Annotated in this window: 14 protein-coding genes and 1 tRNA gene; 4 read left to right on the top strand and 11 right to left on the bottom strand. The window is 64.7% G+C overall.

What is annotated here, in order from left to right:
• Positions 1 to 146: 146 nt before the first annotated feature.
• From ychF to B3098_RS15235, 10 genes are all read right to left on the bottom strand, one after another.
• A complete protein-coding gene (ychF, locus tag B3098_RS15280) occupies positions 147 to 1,238 on the bottom strand; it encodes a redox-regulated ATPase YchF (protein ID WP_175122546.1) in 1,092 nt (363 codons plus the stop codon).
• A 239-nt stretch (positions 1,239 to 1,477) separates the two neighbouring features.
• Complete coding sequence (locus B3098_RS15275) at positions 1,478 to 2,245, bottom strand: type II CAAX prenyl endopeptidase Rce1 family protein (RefSeq protein ID WP_286897485.1); 768 nt, start codon at positions 2,243 to 2,245, stop codon at positions 1,478 to 1,480.
• The gene (pth, locus tag B3098_RS15270; RefSeq protein WP_175122544.1) at positions 2,245 to 2,841 is read right to left on the bottom strand and encodes an aminoacyl-tRNA hydrolase; all 597 of its coding nucleotides are present in this window, start codon (positions 2,839 to 2,841) and stop codon (positions 2,245 to 2,247) included. Before pth ends, B3098_RS15275 begins: the two co-directional genes overlap by 1 nt.
• 99 nt (positions 2,842 to 2,940) lie before the next feature.
• On the bottom strand, positions 2,941 to 3,552 hold the full coding sequence (locus B3098_RS15265; protein ID WP_175122543.1) for a 50S ribosomal protein L25/general stress protein Ctc: 612 nt from the start codon (positions 3,550 to 3,552) through the stop codon (positions 2,941 to 2,943).
• A gap of 149 nt (positions 3,553 to 3,701) precedes the next feature.
• A complete protein-coding gene (locus tag B3098_RS15260; RefSeq protein ID WP_006227587.1) occupies positions 3,702 to 4,652 on the bottom strand; it encodes a ribose-phosphate pyrophosphokinase in 951 nt (316 codons plus the stop codon).
• Positions 4,653 to 4,832: 180 nt separating this feature from the next.
• A tRNA-Gln gene (locus tag B3098_RS15255) sits at positions 4,833 to 4,909 on the bottom strand.
• A gap of 1 nt (position 4,910) precedes the next feature.
• Entirely contained in the window at positions 4,911 to 5,852 is a 942-nt protein-coding gene (ispE, locus tag B3098_RS15250; protein ID WP_286897454.1) for a 4-(cytidine 5'-diphospho)-2-C-methyl-D-erythritol kinase, read from the bottom strand.
• A 64-nt stretch (positions 5,853 to 5,916) separates the two neighbouring features.
• On the bottom strand, positions 5,917 to 7,515 hold the full coding sequence (locus B3098_RS15245; protein ID WP_191577961.1) for a methyl-accepting chemotaxis protein: 1,599 nt from the start codon (positions 7,513 to 7,515) through the stop codon (positions 5,917 to 5,919).
• A 219-nt stretch (positions 7,516 to 7,734) separates the two neighbouring features.
• Positions 7,735 to 8,286: a lipoprotein insertase outer membrane protein LolB gene (gene lolB / locus B3098_RS15240; protein ID WP_217467838.1), complete on the bottom strand. Its 552-nt coding sequence runs from the start codon at positions 8,284 to 8,286 to the stop codon at positions 7,735 to 7,737.
• A gap of 47 nt (positions 8,287 to 8,333) precedes the next feature.
• Positions 8,334 to 10,220, bottom strand: coding sequence for a tetratricopeptide repeat protein (locus tag B3098_RS15235; RefSeq protein ID WP_286897452.1), 1,887 nt, complete (start codon positions 10,218 to 10,220; stop codon positions 8,334 to 8,336).
• Here B3098_RS15235 and mutM point away from each other — a divergent pair.
• The 4 genes from mutM (at position 10,219) to B3098_RS15215 (ending at position 14,136) form a co-directional block, all read left to right on the top strand.
• Positions 10,219 to 11,046 (top strand): bifunctional DNA-formamidopyrimidine glycosylase/DNA-(apurinic or apyrimidinic site) lyase, encoded by an 828-nt coding sequence (gene mutM / locus B3098_RS15230; protein WP_175122538.1) that lies wholly within the window; start codon positions 10,219 to 10,221, stop codon positions 11,044 to 11,046. The two genes, B3098_RS15235 and mutM, sit on opposite strands and share 2 nt — an antisense overlap.
• A gap of 140 nt (positions 11,047 to 11,186) precedes the next feature.
• Positions 11,187 to 12,140, top strand: coding sequence for an MBL fold metallo-hydrolase (locus B3098_RS15225; RefSeq protein WP_175137521.1), 954 nt, complete (start codon positions 11,187 to 11,189; stop codon positions 12,138 to 12,140).
• Positions 12,141 to 12,238: 98 nt separating this feature from the next.
• The gene (locus tag B3098_RS15220) at positions 12,239 to 13,918 is read left to right on the top strand and encodes an FAD-dependent oxidoreductase (protein WP_286897449.1); all 1,680 of its coding nucleotides are present in this window, start codon (positions 12,239 to 12,241) and stop codon (positions 13,916 to 13,918) included.
• Positions 13,919 to 13,935: 17 nt separating this feature from the next.
• Positions 13,936 to 14,136, top strand: coding sequence for a DUF2783 domain-containing protein (locus tag B3098_RS15215; protein ID WP_175122535.1), 201 nt, complete (start codon positions 13,936 to 13,938; stop codon positions 14,134 to 14,136).
• Between the two features lie 74 nt (positions 14,137 to 14,210).
• Here B3098_RS15215 and B3098_RS15210 read toward each other — a convergent pair whose 3' ends face one another.
• Positions 14,211 to 15,119, bottom strand: a complete 909-nt coding sequence (locus B3098_RS15210; protein WP_286897447.1) for a LysR family transcriptional regulator — start codon at positions 15,117 to 15,119, stop codon at positions 14,211 to 14,213.
• Between the last annotated feature and the right edge of the window lie 142 nt (positions 15,120 to 15,261).

The raw sequence follows: 15,261 nt of genomic DNA, 5'->3' as shown, positions 1-15,261 counted from the left end.
CCCCAACGCTACCCCCGAATTTTCTGGACCTCGATGAACAATAGGAACGCTCAGCAGAGCGTATTGCTTACGCACTCCATTGATTTCAAATGGGCCAACCTGTCCACCAAGCGCTACTGAGCGCCACCGAGATCCAGCAAAAATCGTCAGACGTTAAACAAGAAATTCATCACATCGCCGTCCTGCACGATGTATTCCTTGCCTTCCGCGCGCATCTTCCCGGCTTCCTTCGCGCCTTGCTCGCCCTTGTACGTGATGTAGTCCTCGTACGAGATCGTTTGCGCGCGGATGAAGCCGCGTTCGAAGTCGGTGTGGATGACACCGGCAGCTTGGGGCGCGGTGGCGCCGATGGCCACGGTCCAGGCACGGACTTCCTTCACGCCGGCGGTGAAGTAGGTTTGCAGGCCCAGCAGCTTGAAGGCGGCGCGGATCAGGCGGTTCAGGCCTGGTTCTTCCATGCCCATGTCTTTCAGGAAGGCTTCGCGGTCGGCGTCGTCGAGGTCGACGATTTCGGATTCGATGGCGGCGCAGATGGCCACGACGGGCGCGTTGCGGGCGGCGGCGAATTCGGTCAGGCGGTCGAGCAGCGGGTTGTTGGTGAAGCCGTCGTCAGCGACGTTGCCCACGTACATCGCGCGCTTGGCGGTGATGAAGCACAGCTGGGCGATGTCGGCCTTTTCTTCGGTGGTCAGGTCCAGCGCGCGGATGGGCTTGGCTTCGTTGAGCTGGGCGATGCACTTTTCCAGCACGGCGACGATGCGTTGCGATTCCTTGTCGCCCGAGCGTGCGGTCTTCTGGTGGCGTTGCAGGGCCTTTTCGGCGGTCTGCAGGTCGGCCAGGGCCAGCTCGGTTTCGATGACTTCGATGTCGGCGATCGGGTCGACCTTGCCGGCCACGTGGATCACGTTGGGATCTTCGAAGCAGCGCACGACGTTGACGATGGCGTCGGTTTCGCGGATGTGCGAGAGGAACTGGTTGCCCAGGCCTTCGCCCTTGCTCGCGCCGGCGACCAGGCCCGCGATGTCGACGAATTCGACGGTGGCGGACAGGATGCGTTCGGGCTTGACGATTTCAGCCAGCTTCTGCAGGCGCGGATCCGGCACTTCGACGACGCCGACGTTGGGCTCGATGGTGCAGAACGGATAGTTCTCGGCGGCGATGCCGGCGCGGGTCAGAGCGTTGAAGAGTGTCGATTTGCCAACGTTGGGCAGGCCGACGATGCCGCATTGCAGAGCCATGGGAATCCTGTGTAAGTACGGTATTGAGCGTTAACGGCGTAGTTTACCCCGGCGGGGTGAAACGACGCCTTGTGGGCGGGGGTGATGCGGCCCCGAAGTGACCTCGAGGCGATCCTGCTGCGGTACGAAGAACGGAGCCGCGAGTTGCCGTCATCAGACCGCCCAGCCCCCTACCCTTCGGACCGGGCGCCGCGCGTCGGGCGCCGCGTGTCGGGCGCCGCGCACCGCGGACCGAAGCCTTAACCCGCAGCCGTCGGCGCGTAGCGCATGACCAGCCAGATCATCAAGATCGGCCCGGCATTGAACAACGAGTGCAGCAAAATCGCCGCCCCGATGCCGCGCCGCACGCGCATCCACCCCAGCACCAGCCCGGTCAGCCATTGCGGCAGCACCAGCAGCGGCAGCAGCCAGTACGGGGTCTTGTTGTAGACGAAGTTGGTGAGGTGAACCGCCGCAAACGTCAGCGCGATCAGATGGAACACGACGCCATAGTGCTGCAGGTAATACCTGCGCCAGCTCGTGTCCCAGCCTTTCAGGGGCTCGGGGCGTGCGCGCAGCCCCCACACCGCCAGCAGAATGAACGCAGCCAGCAGCAGCCCCGTCCAGAGCTTCGGCCCCCACACGACGGGCACCAGCGCGGGAATCAGCCACAGCGCCTGACGCGGCCGGCGCAGGCCGTAGCGGAACAGCATCTCTTCGACGAGCGGCGCCCACAGCACTGCGGTCAGCCACGGAATGTTGTGGGGATCCAGGCGATGCGAGACGCCGCCCAGTCCGGCCGCGACGACGGCCACGGGCCCCAGCGCAAAAAGATTGATGACCCACAGCACGGCGGCCCAGGCCAACAGGCGTCCCGGTCCGATACCCGGCCACCAGTCGGCGACCAGCCCGCTGCCACCTGCCCGGTTCGGCAGGCGCGACAGCGGATGCGGATGGCGGATGAAGCGCCAGAAGTCGGCGATCTCGCTGCGAAAACGCATCTTCCCGTTGGGCTGGCGTTTTGTCATCAGGACTCGTTGCCACTATGCAGCTGCCGGGTGGCGAGTGCGAAGTCGCCGGCCAGCATGGACGGCACGACGGCGCGGCAGCGGTCGATGACGGCTTCGATTTCCTTTTGCTCTTCGCGGCGCGGCGGGTGCAGGACGAAGTCGGCGACTTGCTGTGCCAGCCCCAGCGTGCGCGGGTGGCCGATGCCGATGCGCAAACGCCAGAAGTTGGGGCTGCCGAGCGCAGCCTGGATGTCCTTCAGGCCGTTGTGGCCGGCGTGGCCGCCACCCTGCTTGAGCTTGACCTGACCGGGCATGAGGTCCAGTTCGTCGTGCAGCACCAGCACTTCTTCGGGCGTCAGCTTGTAGAAGCGCGCCAGCGCGCCGACCGCCTGGCCGGAACGGTTCATGTAGGTGTTGGGCTTGAGCAGCAGGACGTTGTCCGCGCCCAGGCGCGATTTGGCCACCATGCCGAAAAAGGATTTCTCGAGCGCAAAAGAAGTGCGCAGATCGTCCGCCAGATGGTCGGCGAGCCAGAAGCCGGCGTTGTGCCGGGTGGTTTCGTAGTCGGGACCTGGATTACCCAGTCCCACGATGAGGCGTATGGGAGTAGACATGATGGGGGTGTTTAAACCAAAAAACCCTGCGCATGCAAATGCACACGCAGGGTTTCGGGCGTAAGCCGCGGGAAAGCCGCAAGGGCTTTCCTGCAGGACTTAGGCAGCCGGAGCAGCTTCTTCGGCGTCGTCGGCGGCGGCAGCGCCACCCTTGGTGACCGCAGCGGCCAGCAGGGGGTTGTCTTCACCGCCGTGGGGGACGTACGTCACGCCCATGGGCAGCTTGATGTCGGCCAGGTGGATCGAACCGCCGGCCAGGACGTCAGCCAGGTTCACTTCGATGAACTGGGGCAGAGCCGACGGCAGGCAGGTGATTTCCAGTTCGGTCGTCACGTGGCTGATGATGGCGCCGCTCAGCTTCACAGCCGGCGAGATTTCAGCGTTCACGAAGTGCAGCGGCACCTTGGTACGCAGGGCTTGGTTGGCGTCAACGCGCTGGAAGTCCACGTGCAGGACTTGCGGCTTGTAGGCGTGCCATTGAACCGAACGCAGCAGAACTTGCTCATCCTTGGCGCCTTCGAGCTGCATTTGCAGGATCGATGCGTGGAATTCTTCCTTACGCAGCGCGTGGTAGATCTCGTTGTGGTCGAGTTCGATGTTCAGGGGGGCAGCCGTACCACCATAAACAATGGCGGGAACGCGGCCCGCGCGGCGCAGGCGGCGGCTCGCACTCGAACCCTGGACGCTACGCGCAGTGGCAGTAAATTTCATGGATAACTCCGAAACGATAAAGGTGAAGAGACTTCACCGGTTGAATTCACGGCGCGCAAAGGGCGCGCCGTGCTTGTTTGCGCCTTGCCGCGACCAGCGAGGCGCAAAGAACTGCAAATGTGGGCTGTGGCCCGATCAACGCCTACGCGTCAATCGACGAACAGCGAGCTGACCGATTCGGCGTTGGAAATACGCAGGATGGTCTCGCCCAGCAGCGCGGCGCACGACAGCTGGCGGATCTTGCCGCTGGCCTGGCCTTGCTCGGACAGCGGGATAGTGTCGGTGACGACGAGTTCGTCGAGTTCCGACGCTTCGATGCGGTCGATGGCGCCGCCCGACAGCACGGGGTGCGTGCAATAGGCGTAAACGGCGCCGGCGCCGCGGTCTTTCAGGGCCTGGGCCGCCTTGCACAGCGTGCCGGCGGTGTCGACCATGTCGTCCATGATGATGCAGGTGCGGCCATCGACTTCACCGATGATGTTCATCACTTCCGACACGTTGGCGCGCGGACGGCGCTTGTCGATGATGGCCAGGTCGGCTTCAAGCTGCTTGGCCAGCGCGCGGGCACGAACCACGCCGCCGATGTCCGGGGACACCACGACCAGGTTCGAGAAATTGCGGCGCCAGATGTCGCCCAGCAGGATCGGACCGGCGTAGATGTTGTCCACGGGAATGTCGAAGAAACCCTGGATCTGGTCAGCGTGCAGGTCCATGGTCAGGACGCGGTCAACGCCAGCCACTTGCAGCATGTTGGCCACGACCTTGGCCGAGATGGCCACGCGCGCCGAACGCGGGCGGCGGTCCTGGCGGGCATAGCCAAAATAGGGAATCGCGGCGGTGATGCGGCCGGCCGACGCGCGGCGCAGGGCATCGACCATCACCATGATTTCCATCAGGTTGTCGTTCGTAGGCGCACAGGTGGGCTGCAGGACGAAGACGTCTTTACCCCGCACGTTCTCGTTGATCTCGACCATCACCTCGCCGTCCGAAAAACGACCGACGGTCATCTTTCCCAGGGACATGTCGAGGTGGTTGACTACGTCCACGGCCAGCCGAGTGTTGGCGGTGCCCGTGAAAATCATGAAGCTATCGTTTGCCATGATGGATGATGCGATGGTCGTTTGAGACACTAACGATTGATGCGAATGATGCGGGGTGATACCCGGGGTGACTTGGACAAGCACGTTCAACTTGCACCAGCGAATCCGGAAAATAAAAAAGCTGCTGAACCCGGGCCAGTGTCTTACAGGCGTGTTCAACAGCTTTTTTATGTATTCGGTTGGCTGGGGAGGAAGGATTCGAACCTTCGCATGCCGGAATCAAAATCCGGTGCCTTAACCAGCTTGGCGACTCCCCAACTATCTTGCAATCCAATTCCGCAACGGATGTTCAGCTAACCCAGTACATGCCTGCACTAACCGAAACCGTGGATGCGTTTGGCTGAATGTTTTATCAGCGCCGCGCATTATAGCGGTAATTTCTTGTTCTGCCAAAACGGCCTGCGATGTTTCGGAAAATTCGGCGAATAAACACGCGCCTGATCCCGACATGCGAACAGGGAGACCCCGCTCAGCAAGCCACCGCGATGCCCCAAGTACTTCAGGATAAAGACGGTAGACCACCGGCTCCAAATCATTTTTTCCGTAAAGCGCGCATCCTTTGGCAACTTCACCGCCGGATCCGCTTGGCAAAAATGTTTGCGAAGCAAGAAAGTCCGCTATTGTGATGTAAGAAGAATCCCTTGTCAAATCGGGTGCGGAAAATATTCCAACAGTCGGCACGCTGGCATCCGGTTGCGCCACCAGATAGGCGCGTTCGGGCAGCGACATGGCGGTGAGATCTTCGCCGATGCCTTGCGCAAATGCCGACTGTCCAAAGACGAAGACGGGCACGTCCGCGCCCAGCGGCAACGCCAGCGCCATGAGTTCCTGACGCGACAGTCCCGTGTTCCACAGCTTGTTCAAGGCGATCAGCACCGATGCCGCATCGCTCGATCCGCCGCCTAAGCCCCCGCCTTGCGGAATGCGCTTTTCAAGGCTGATCTGCGCGCCCTGGCGCGTGCCCGTGGCCTTCTGCAGGACGCGCGCGGCGCGCACGGTGAGGTCCTGGTCTTCGGGGACACCCGGCAGATCGGTGGCGCGGCTGATGACGCCGTCCGAACGCACATCGAAGTGCAGCGTGTCGCACAGGTCGATGAAGCGGAACACCGTCTGCAGCAGGTGATAGCCGTCGTCGCGGCGGCCCACGACGTGCAGGAAGAGATTCAGCTTGGCGGGAGCGGGAACGTCGTAGAGGGTCACGAAAGACAACCGGTGCGGATCAATCCGTCATTCTAGCGAGACGGGCCGGCGCGCCGTGGCGCCTTTACGCCAACTGCGGCGTCACGCTGCCGCCAAGGCGTGCAGCAGGCGCGTCGATGACCTGTCCGTCCGGCAGCTTGAACACCGACACGGCGCCGGCCAGTTGGCGCGCCTGTTCTTCCAGGGCGCCAGCAGCAGCGGCGGCTTCTTCGACCAAGGCCGCGTTCTGCTGCGTCACGCTATCCATCTGCGACACCGCGCGGTTGACCTGGTCGATGCCGGTGGCCTGCTCTTCCGAAGCGGCCGAGATCTCGGCCATCAGGCTGGTCACGCGCTGCACGGATTCGACGATCTCGCGCATCGTGGCGCCGGCATTTTCAACCTGCTCCGAACCCACACCGACCTTCTGCGCGGAGTCTTCGATGAGCTGCTTGATTTCCTTGGCGGCGGCGGCGCTGCGCTGTGCCAGCGTGCGCACTTCGCTGGCCACGACCGCAAAACCCTTGCCCTGCTCGCCGGCGCGCGCGGCTTCCACCGCGGCGTTGAGCGCCAGGATGTTGGTCTGGAAAGCAATGCCGTCGATCACGCCCACGATGTCGGCGATGCGCGACGAGCTGCCCGAAATCGCATGCATGGTTTCGACCACGCTGGACACGGCCTCGCCGCCGCGCTGTGCAACCGCCTGCGACGCAGCCACCATGCGATTGGCCTCGCGGGCGGTGTCGGCATTCTGCTTCACGGTGGTGGCCAGCTCTTCCATGCTGGCCGCGGTTTCTTCGAGCGACGCAGCCTGCTCTTCGGTTCGGCTGGACAGATCGGTGTTGCCCGAAGAAATCTCGCGCGCACCGACGTTGATCTCGTCAACGCCGCGGCGCACGGCCGACACGGTGCGCACCAGGCTGTCCTGCATGGCCTTGAGGGCGCCGATCAGCGCGCCGATTTCGTTCTTGCCCATGTCCGCCACGCGGCGCGTCAGGTCGCCTTCGGCGATGCGGCGGAAGACTTCGCCCGCTTCCAGCAGCGGACGCACGATCATGCGGCGGATCAACACATGCGCGCCGACGGCCATCAACAGGCCCAGCGCCAGAATGCCGGCCAGCAGCGAACTGAACAGCGTGTGGAACATGGAGATTTCATCCATGACCGTCTGCCCGGTGCTCTCGGCACGCAGCACGAAGGCGTCGCGCTCGCTTACGAGACGCTCCTGCACGGCCTGCGTACCCTGCTTGAAGTAGGCGTCCATGTCGCCGGCTTCGAGGACGCGGCCCACGTTCTGCAGGTTGGTGCTGAGCTTGGTGTAGGCGTCGATGATGGCGGCGGACTCGGCCTTTTCCTCGGCGGACAGGCTGCCGGAGAACCCTTGGAAGGCGCGATCGGCGGACACGATGCGCTGGCGCGCGGCCTGGAGCGAGCTCTTGTCGTCGGTATTGCCCTGCGCGACGCGCGTGGCGTAGCGGCTCAGGTCCGTGCGGGCCGCAACGAGCGACAGCGACGCGGAATTGACCGCATTGACCTGTTGCGCCGACAGGCGATAAAGCTGCTCGACATCGTGGTTGGTCTGCCGCAGGGCAACGAAGCCCATGCCGCCAATCACCAACTGGAAGGTGAAAAATATCGCGATGATTCCCAATAGCACCGTCGCGATGCGTGTGTTCCTGAACATTGGCCATTCTCCAAAAGGGTGGCGGCAGACGAGCGTCGACCCCGAATTGCTGCGCCGCGCACGAACCGGGCGCGGGTAGGGAGAATTATTCAGTGAAGTCAATATATTTCAAGCGGTAACACGCCCGGATTTGCGGCGGTTATTCGCTTGATTGGAATCAAGGCGATGTGATAAGGGTTTACCCGAATCGCCCAGCGCGGCGCCTGACGCCGCGCGCGCTCACGACTGGTTGACGACCAGCCGAACGAGGATGCGGCGTCCGGGTTCCTGGCGCTCCAGCACCAGCAGTTGCGGGCCTTTCTCGTCGTAGCGGGAAAGCTTGGCGCGCCAGCCGCCCTGTTCGAATGCCACGGGGCGGCCCAGTTCGTCACGGGTGACGTCGGTGGCCTCGGGGTCTGCGGGCACCTTGCCGCGCAGCCAGTCGCGCAATCCGGACACCGGCATGCTGCTGCCCAGTGCGTCTTCGGCAAGCGCATCCGGGTTGTCGGCGACCAGCCGGGTGCCGTCTGCCTTGGTGAGGCTGGCGGCGCCGGGGGTGCCTTCCACGCGGGCTTCGGTCGAGCCCAGCGGGTTGGTCAGGTCCAGCACATAACGGCGGCCATCGTCGGACCACGAAAAACCGCCCTGCACCGCGTTTTGCTTGCCGCTTTCTTCGTTGACGGTAATGGCAAAGCGCCCGATGCGGGAAAACGCATCGGCGCTGGCGCCTTCGATCGGCTTGGGCAAGGACGTGCATGCCGCCAGGGTGAAGGCCAACAGCGCCATTGCCATCCAGCGCACGCTGGCCGCGGCGCCGCGCAATCCTGTAAATACTGCCGTCACAGGCTGACCCCCAGACGCTTCACGACGTCCTGAACCGTCTTGTTCTTGGGATCTTTCTGCAGGGCCGCGCGCAGCAGGTCCATGGCCTGATCGCGCTTGCCTTGCGCCCAAAGCACCTCGGCCAGATGCGCGGCGATGTCGGCTTCGGGACGCACGCTGTAGGCGCGGCGCAGATAATCCGCGGCGGCGGTGGTGTCGCCCATGCGGAATTTGACCCAGCCCATGCTGTCGAGAATGAACGGATCGTTGGGCGACAACTCCAGCGCCTGCGTGATCAGGTCCAGGGCCTCGGGCAGGCGCTGGTTGTGGTCCGCCAGCGTGTAGCCCAGCGCGTTGTACGCATGGGCGTGGTCCGGATCCAGCGCGATGACCTGACGCAGCATGCGCTCCAGGTCAGCCAGGCGGTTCTGGCGTTCGTACAGCATCGCCAGTTCGTACTTGATTTCGACCGTGTCCGGCAGCGCCTGGTCGGCGACTTCCAGGGCGGTGACCGCCTGGCCGATGCGGTCGGCGTCGCGCAGGATCTGCGCCTTGGTCAGCGCGCCCAGGGCGCGCTCTTCTTCGTCCTGCGGGCCGGCCGAGTCGATCATGGCCAGCGCGTCATCCACGCGGCCGCTCTTTGCGCGCAGCGCAGCCTGGCGCATGCGCACGGAATAGCGCAGCGTGGGGTCATCGATGCGGCCGAGTTCGGCGATGGCTTCGTCGTATTGGCCCTGGTCTTCGGCGATGCGCGCCAGCAGCACGTGGGCATCGGCGGCGGCGGCGCCGGCGTCGGTGGCGCCCGGGACCGTGGCCCGCTGGCGCTGGTTCTGGACGTCCAGATACTGCTGCAGCAAGGTCTTGGCCTGCGGAAGCTGCCCGGACTTGTACGCCAGTTGCGCCTGCATGAAGAGCAGGTCGAAGTCTTCAGGCGACCGGCGCGACATGGCTTGCAGTTCGGCCAGCGCGGCGTCGTAGTCGCCGCTGTCGGCCAGTTGACCGGCCAGCATCAGGCGCACCTTGCGGGCGCCCGGATTGCGGTTGATGAAAGTGCGGGCTTCAGTCTGCGCGCGCTTGGGGTCGACCTTGGAACCGTACTCCAGCACGCGTTGGGCGGCGCCTTCGGATTTGGGATCGGCGGCCAGCGCGGCGCGGGATTCCTGCGCGGCACGTTCGTAGTCGCCGGCGGCGGAGGCCACATCGGCCAGCGCCAGATGGGCGGCCGGCAGCTTGCGCACGCTGTCGCTCAGGGATTCGTCCAGGATGCGCAGCGCCAGGCGCCGGTCGTTCAGGCGGCTGAGCACGGCAAGCGCCTGGCCGATGGCGGCGGGCTTGTCGCGCGAGGAATCGATGCGTTTGCGCAGCGCCTGGGCCAGGCCCTTGGTCTGGCCATTGGCGGCCGCCAGCGCCAGTTCGGTGGAGCTGGCTTCGACGTCGTTGGGCGCCAGGCGGGCCCAGACGCGGGCCGCGTCCAGCGCGCCGGGCAGGTTGCCGCCGGCAAGCTGGAATTCAAGGCCGCGGCGGGCAAGACGGGGATCGCCGGTGTCACGGGCCAGACCGACCATGGTGGTGGCGGCGGTGCCGTACATGCCCCGCTGGGCGGCGATTTCGGAAGCCAGTACGCGGTAGAAGATATCGCCGGTCAGCGACACATAAGGCAGTTGACCTGGGCGCAGGCGGATGACTTCGGTTTCAGGCTGGCGGCTTTGGGGGGCCATCCGGGGGCCCGTCGCGTCACGCGTCCGGCCGTCGGCGGCCTGGGCCGGCGGGGCCATGATTGCTGCCAGCGCAAGCCCCAACGCGGCGATCCCGATATTCATTTGTTTAAAAGACGACTTCACGCGGCCCGTCCGGTTGATGGCACAATCTTCGTACACGCAATTGATGATCTTACACTGGCTCATGCCGGAACTGCCTGAAGTCGAAACCACGCGCCGAGGAATCGACGCCATCATCACCGGCCAGACGCTCTCGCGACTGGTCGTTCACGAACCCCGCATGCGTTGGCCCATCCCGCCGGAGCTGCCGTCCCTGATCGGCGGACGCACAGTGCTGGAATGCGCGCGGCGCGGCAAGTACCTGCTCCTGCGCTTCGAACATGGCACCCAGATCGTGCATCTGGGCATGTCGGGCTCGCTGCGCAGCGTGGCGCCCGGTGAATTCCTGCGCAAGCACGATCATGTCGAATGGATCTTCGACGGCGCAGTCCTGCGCCTGCACGATCCGCGGCGCTTCGGCGCGGTGCTGTGGCACGACGCCGAAGCGGGGCCCATCGAGGCGCACCCGTTGCTGGCCAAGCTGGGCATCGAACCCTTCGATCCGCGGTTCGACGGGGCCTGGCTGCACCGGCATTTCCAGAACCATTCCGCCGCCATCAAGCAGGTGCTGCTGGCCGGTATGGCGGTGGTCGGCGTGGGCAATATCTATGCGTCCGAAAGCCTGTTCCGCGCCCGGATCAATCCCAAGACGCCCGCAAACAAGCTGTCGCTGGCCCGCTGCGAGCGGCTGGCAGACATGGTGCGCGCCACGCTGGCCGACGCACTGACCTCCGGCGGCAGCACGCTGCGCGACTACGTGGGCGCCAGCGGCGAGCCGGGGGCCTATTTCGAGATCCACGCGGCCGTGTACGAACGCGAAGGCCTGCCCTGCCGGGTCTGCGCCACCCCCATCCGCCGTTTCGTCCAGGGACAGCGGGCCACTTACTACTGCCCAAAATGCCAGCGGAATTGACCCGGACCGGCCCACCGCGCCTGGGGAAATCGCCGTTACAACTCGGGAATTCGTTTATAGCAAACGTATTGCACGAAAACTAACGCGGGACTATATTTCCTTCCACACACCCTATTCCTATAAAAGTGGAAGGAGCCTCCATGAGCAAGCAATTCGCCTCGCACGCGGACATGGACGACAAGGTCGTCTCGTTCGAAAAACTGTCCGACAACGCCTATGCCTACACCGCCGAAGGCGACCCCAACACGGGTGTGATCATCGGCGACGAGGCCGTCATGGTGATCGACACCCAGGCCACCCCCGTCATGGCCCAGGACGTGATCCGCCGCATCCGCGAAGTCACCGACAAGCCCATCAAATACATCCTGCTGTCGCACTACCACGCCGTGCGCGTGTTCGGTGCGTCGGCCTACAACGCCCAGGAAATCCTGGCCAGCCGCGACACCTACGACCTGATCGCCGAACGCGGCGAACAGGACAAGGCCAGCGAAATCGGCCGTTTCCCCCGCCTGTTCCGCAACGCCGAATCGATTCCGCCGGGTCTCGTCTGGCCGACCATGACGTTCAAGGGCGAAATGACGGTCAACCTGGGCAACCTGGAAGTCAAGCTGCTGCAGGTCGGCCGCGGCCACACCAAGGGCGACACCATCGCCTGGCTGCCCGAGCAGAAGATCCTGTTCGCGGGCGACCTGGTCGAATACCAGTCCACGCCCTACTGCGGCGACGCCTACTTCCGCGACTGGCCCACCACGCTGGACGCACTGTCGGGCTTTGAAGCCGAGAAGATGGTGCCCGGCCGCGGCCCGGCGCTCAAGAACGCCACCGAAGTGCGCCAGGGCCTGGCCGGCACACGCGCCTTCCTGACGGACCTGTACGGCGCCGTGAACCGCGGCGTGTCCGAGGGCAAGGACCTGAAGACGATCTACCGCGAGGTCTACGACTTCATGAAGCCGCGCTACAGCGACTGGGTCATCTTCGACCACTGCATGCCGTTTGACGTGTCGCGCGCCTATGACGAGGCCTCGGGCCACACGCATCCGCGCATCTGGACGGACAAGCGCGACCTGGAGATGTGGGCCCAGCTGGAAGGCTGACCCTATCCCTGACCTGACAAGCAAGAACCGGACACGCGCGGCCCTTGCGGCGCAGCGTGTCCGCATAAATAAAAAAATGACCCACACAGGAGACAACCGTGGGAGACATCGACTTTCAGGCGATGGAGTTCGCCTATGAAAAGCACGCGGACCAGACGGCGGCCGACCCGGCGCGCCATCAGGTCGTGGTGGTGGGCGCCGGCCCCGTCGGCCTGACTACGGCGCTGGACCTGGCGCGCCAGGGCGTGCGCGTGGTGGTGCTGGACGACGACTACCGCTTGTCCACAGGGTCGCGCGCCATCTGCTTTTCCAAGCGCACGCTTGAAATCTGGGATCGCCTGGGCGTTGGCCAGCGCATGATCGACAAGGGCGTGTCGTGGAACGTCGGCAAGATTTTCTTCCGCGAGCAGGAGGTCTGGCGCTTCGACCTGCTGCCCGAACCCGGCCACCGCCGGCCGGCATTCATCAATCTGCAGCAGTACTACGCCGAAGGCTATCTATACGAGCAGGCCCGCCAGCAGCCCAACATCGAGCTGCGCTGGAAGAACAAGGTCGCCGGCGTCATGCAGGGCAATGACGGCGTGACGCTGACCGTCGAAACGCCCGAAGGCCCCTACACGCTGCATGCCGATTGGCTGATCGCCTGCGACGGCGCACGATCGCCGGTGCGCAAGCTGATCGGCCAGGAAAGCCACGGCCGCATCTTCCGCGACCGCTTCCTGATCGCCGACGTCAAGATGACCGCGGATTTTCCGTCCGAACGCTGGTTCTGGTTCGATCCGCCCTTTCACCCGAATCAATCCGTGCTGCTGCACCGGCAGCCCGACAACGTCTGGCGCATCGATTTCCAGCTCGGCTGGAACGCCGACCCCGTTGAAGCGGTCAAGCCCGAGAACGTGCTGCCGCGCATCCGGGCGCTGCTGGGTCCGGATGCGCAGTTCGAACTGGAATGGGTCAGCGTCTACACGTTTGCGTGCGAACGCATGGACAAGTTCCGCCACGGCCGCATCGTGTTCGCGGGCGACTCCGCGCATCGCGTGTCGCCGTTCGGTGCGCGCGGCGCCAACAGCGGCGTGCAGGATGCCGAGAACCTGGCGTGGAAGCTCAAGCTTGTCGTGGCCGGCCTGGCACCCGATACGTTGATCGACAGCTACAGCGCCGAGCGTGAATTCGCGGCCGACGAGAACATCCTGAACTCGTCGCGCGCCACCGACTTCATTACGCCCAAGAGCGACATCAGCCGCAGCTTCCGCAACGCAGTGCTGAACCTGGCGAAAGACCACCCATTTGCGCGATCGCTCGTGAACAGTGGGCGGCTTTCGCTGCCGGCCACGTACGCCGGATCGCCCCTGAACACGCCGGATGCCGACGCCTTCACCGGCCGCATGATGCCGGGCGCGGTGGCGCTGGATGCGCCGTTGCAGGTTCAGGGCGAAGCGGGCTGGTGGCTGTCGCAACTGGATGGCGAGTTCGTGCTGGCGGTGTTCTGCGGCGGTGCGCTGCCTGGCCGCGACACGCTGATGGCGTTGCAGGCGCTGCGGATGGCGCCGGTGCCCGTCAAAGCCGTGCTGGTGGCCGATATGCAGTGCGACCTGTCCGCCGTGGCCGCGGACGTGCCCGTGGTGCGCGACAGCGAAGGCTGCTTGGCCAAGCGCTACGACGCGCAGGACGGCACCGCCTACCTGATCCGCCCCGACCAGCACATCGCCGCGCGCTGGCGCGTTTTCAATCCCGACGCCGTTGCCGCCGCCGTTCAGCGCGCAACGGGCCGCGCGTGATTCCAGAGGTTGTCACCATGCTTATCACCGAAACCAACCTGAGCGCGCCGGACGACTTCTATGAAGCGCTGATCGACGCCCATCGCGACCTGACGAACGAGCAGAGCCAGGAGCTGAATGCGGCGCTGATCCTGCTGCTGGCGAACCACCTGGGCGACCTGCCCCTGCTGAAGGAAGCGCTGCAACATGCGCGCGCGTCCGTGACGCAGGCGGTTTAAGGCGGCAATTCAAGACAAGGCGTCCGATTCAAGCGGCGCGGGTCCGCGTCGGCGTCAACGCGCCGCGTGGACCTTCATGAGCCCACCGCGAAGGTGTTGACGATCAACGCGCGCAGCCACTGATTGCCGCCGTCGCGATCCACCCTGCGCTGCCAGTACATGTTGGTCTGCAGCGCGGGCACTTTCAGCGGCGGGGTCATGAAGCGCAGGCCGAACGGTGCGGCGGCGCTGGCCGCCAGTTTCTCCGGCACGGTCGCCAGCAGATCCGTCGCGCTGACGATATAGGGCACCGCGGAGAAATGCGGCACGCTGAAATGCTCGGCCAGGTCCACCCCGGCCCGCTCCATCGACTGATTCACCTGGCCATAAGGCGCCGCGCGCGACACGATCAGATGACGCTCCGCGCGAAACGCCTTGATCCCCATGCCCGCATGCGCGGTGGGATGCGCCTGGCGGAAGAGCGTGGCGTAGCCCTGGCGAAACAGCATCCGCTGCAGCGTGCCGGCTCCCATTTCATCGAACGCGCCGATTGCCAGGTCCACCCTGCCCGACTCCATCTCGCGCGGCAGATCCGGCCCCAGCACCCGCACAGAGTCGATGCGCACGTGCGGCGCCTTCTGCACGCAGACTTCCATGAGGCGCGGCATGAAGTGGATTTCGCCGACGTCGGTCATGGCCACACGAAAGCGCCGCGTGCTGGTCGTCGCATCGAACTCGTCCTGGTCCTGCAAGGCCTGCGAAAGCAACCCCAGCGCTTCACTGACGGGTCCGGCCAGGCGCTGGGCGCGCGGCGTCGGCAACATGCCGTGCGCGGTGCGCACGAAGAGTTCATCGCCGAATGCCACGCGCAGGCGCCGCAGCGCATTGCTCACCGCGGGTTGCGACAGGTCCATGCGCCGCGCCACCGCTGACAGGTTGCGGTCCTCCAGCAGGTGTTGAAACAGCAGCAACAGGTTCAGATCGACATCGCGCAGTTCGGCCATCGGCGCCCCCCTACTATTCACGAAATTTATAGTCGCTATTTTTTCATTCCCGTAGCCGCAACAGGGATTTTTTCCGACAATGGCACATCGGTTCGGGCGGCGCCCGTCCCGCCACCACACCAAGCTGCGCGGCCAAGCACCG

Source organism: Achromobacter sp. UBA2119, assembly GCF_002331005.1.
Classification (GTDB): domain Bacteria; phylum Pseudomonadota; class Gammaproteobacteria; order Burkholderiales; family Burkholderiaceae_B; genus Achromobacter; species Achromobacter animicus.
Note: the sequence above shows the minus strand (reverse complement) of the source record. Positions and strands in the feature narration are given on the sequence as shown.

Coding starts and splice junctions, on each gene's coding strand:
- B3098_RS15245 (WP_191577961.1), bottom strand. CDS start 7,515: ATGTTCAGGAACACACGCATCGCGACGGTGCTATTGGGAATCATCGCG.
- B3098_RS15260 (WP_006227587.1), bottom strand. CDS start 4,652: ATGGCAAACGATAGCTTCATGATTTTCACGGGCACCGCCAACACTCGG.
- pth (WP_175122544.1), bottom strand. CDS start 2,841: ATGTCTACTCCCATACGCCTCATCGTGGGACTGGGTAATCCAGGTCCC.
- B3098_RS15210 (WP_286897447.1), bottom strand. CDS start 15,119: ATGGCCGAACTGCGCGATGTCGATCTGAACCTGTTGCTGCTGTTTCAA.
- B3098_RS15265 (WP_175122543.1), bottom strand. CDS start 3,552: ATGAAATTTACTGCCACTGCGCGTAGCGTCCAGGGTTCGAGTGCGAGC.
- ychF (WP_175122546.1), bottom strand. CDS start 1,238: ATGGCTCTGCAATGCGGCATCGTCGGCCTGCCCAACGTTGGCAAATCG.
- B3098_RS15225 (WP_175137521.1), top strand. CDS start 11,187: ATGAGCAAGCAATTCGCCTCGCACGCGGACATGGACGACAAGGTCGTC.
- B3098_RS15215 (WP_175122535.1), top strand. CDS start 13,936: ATGCTTATCACCGAAACCAACCTGAGCGCGCCGGACGACTTCTATGAA.
- B3098_RS15235 (WP_286897452.1), bottom strand. CDS start 10,220: ATGAGCCAGTGTAAGATCATCAATTGCGTGTACGAAGATTGTGCCATC.
- mutM (WP_175122538.1), top strand. CDS start 10,219: ATGCCGGAACTGCCTGAAGTCGAAACCACGCGCCGAGGAATCGACGCC.
- B3098_RS15275 (WP_286897485.1), bottom strand. CDS start 2,245: ATGACAAAACGCCAGCCCAACGGGAAGATGCGTTTTCGCAGCGAGATC.
- lolB (WP_217467838.1), bottom strand. CDS start 8,286: ATGGCAATGGCGCTGTTGGCCTTCACCCTGGCGGCATGCACGTCCTTG.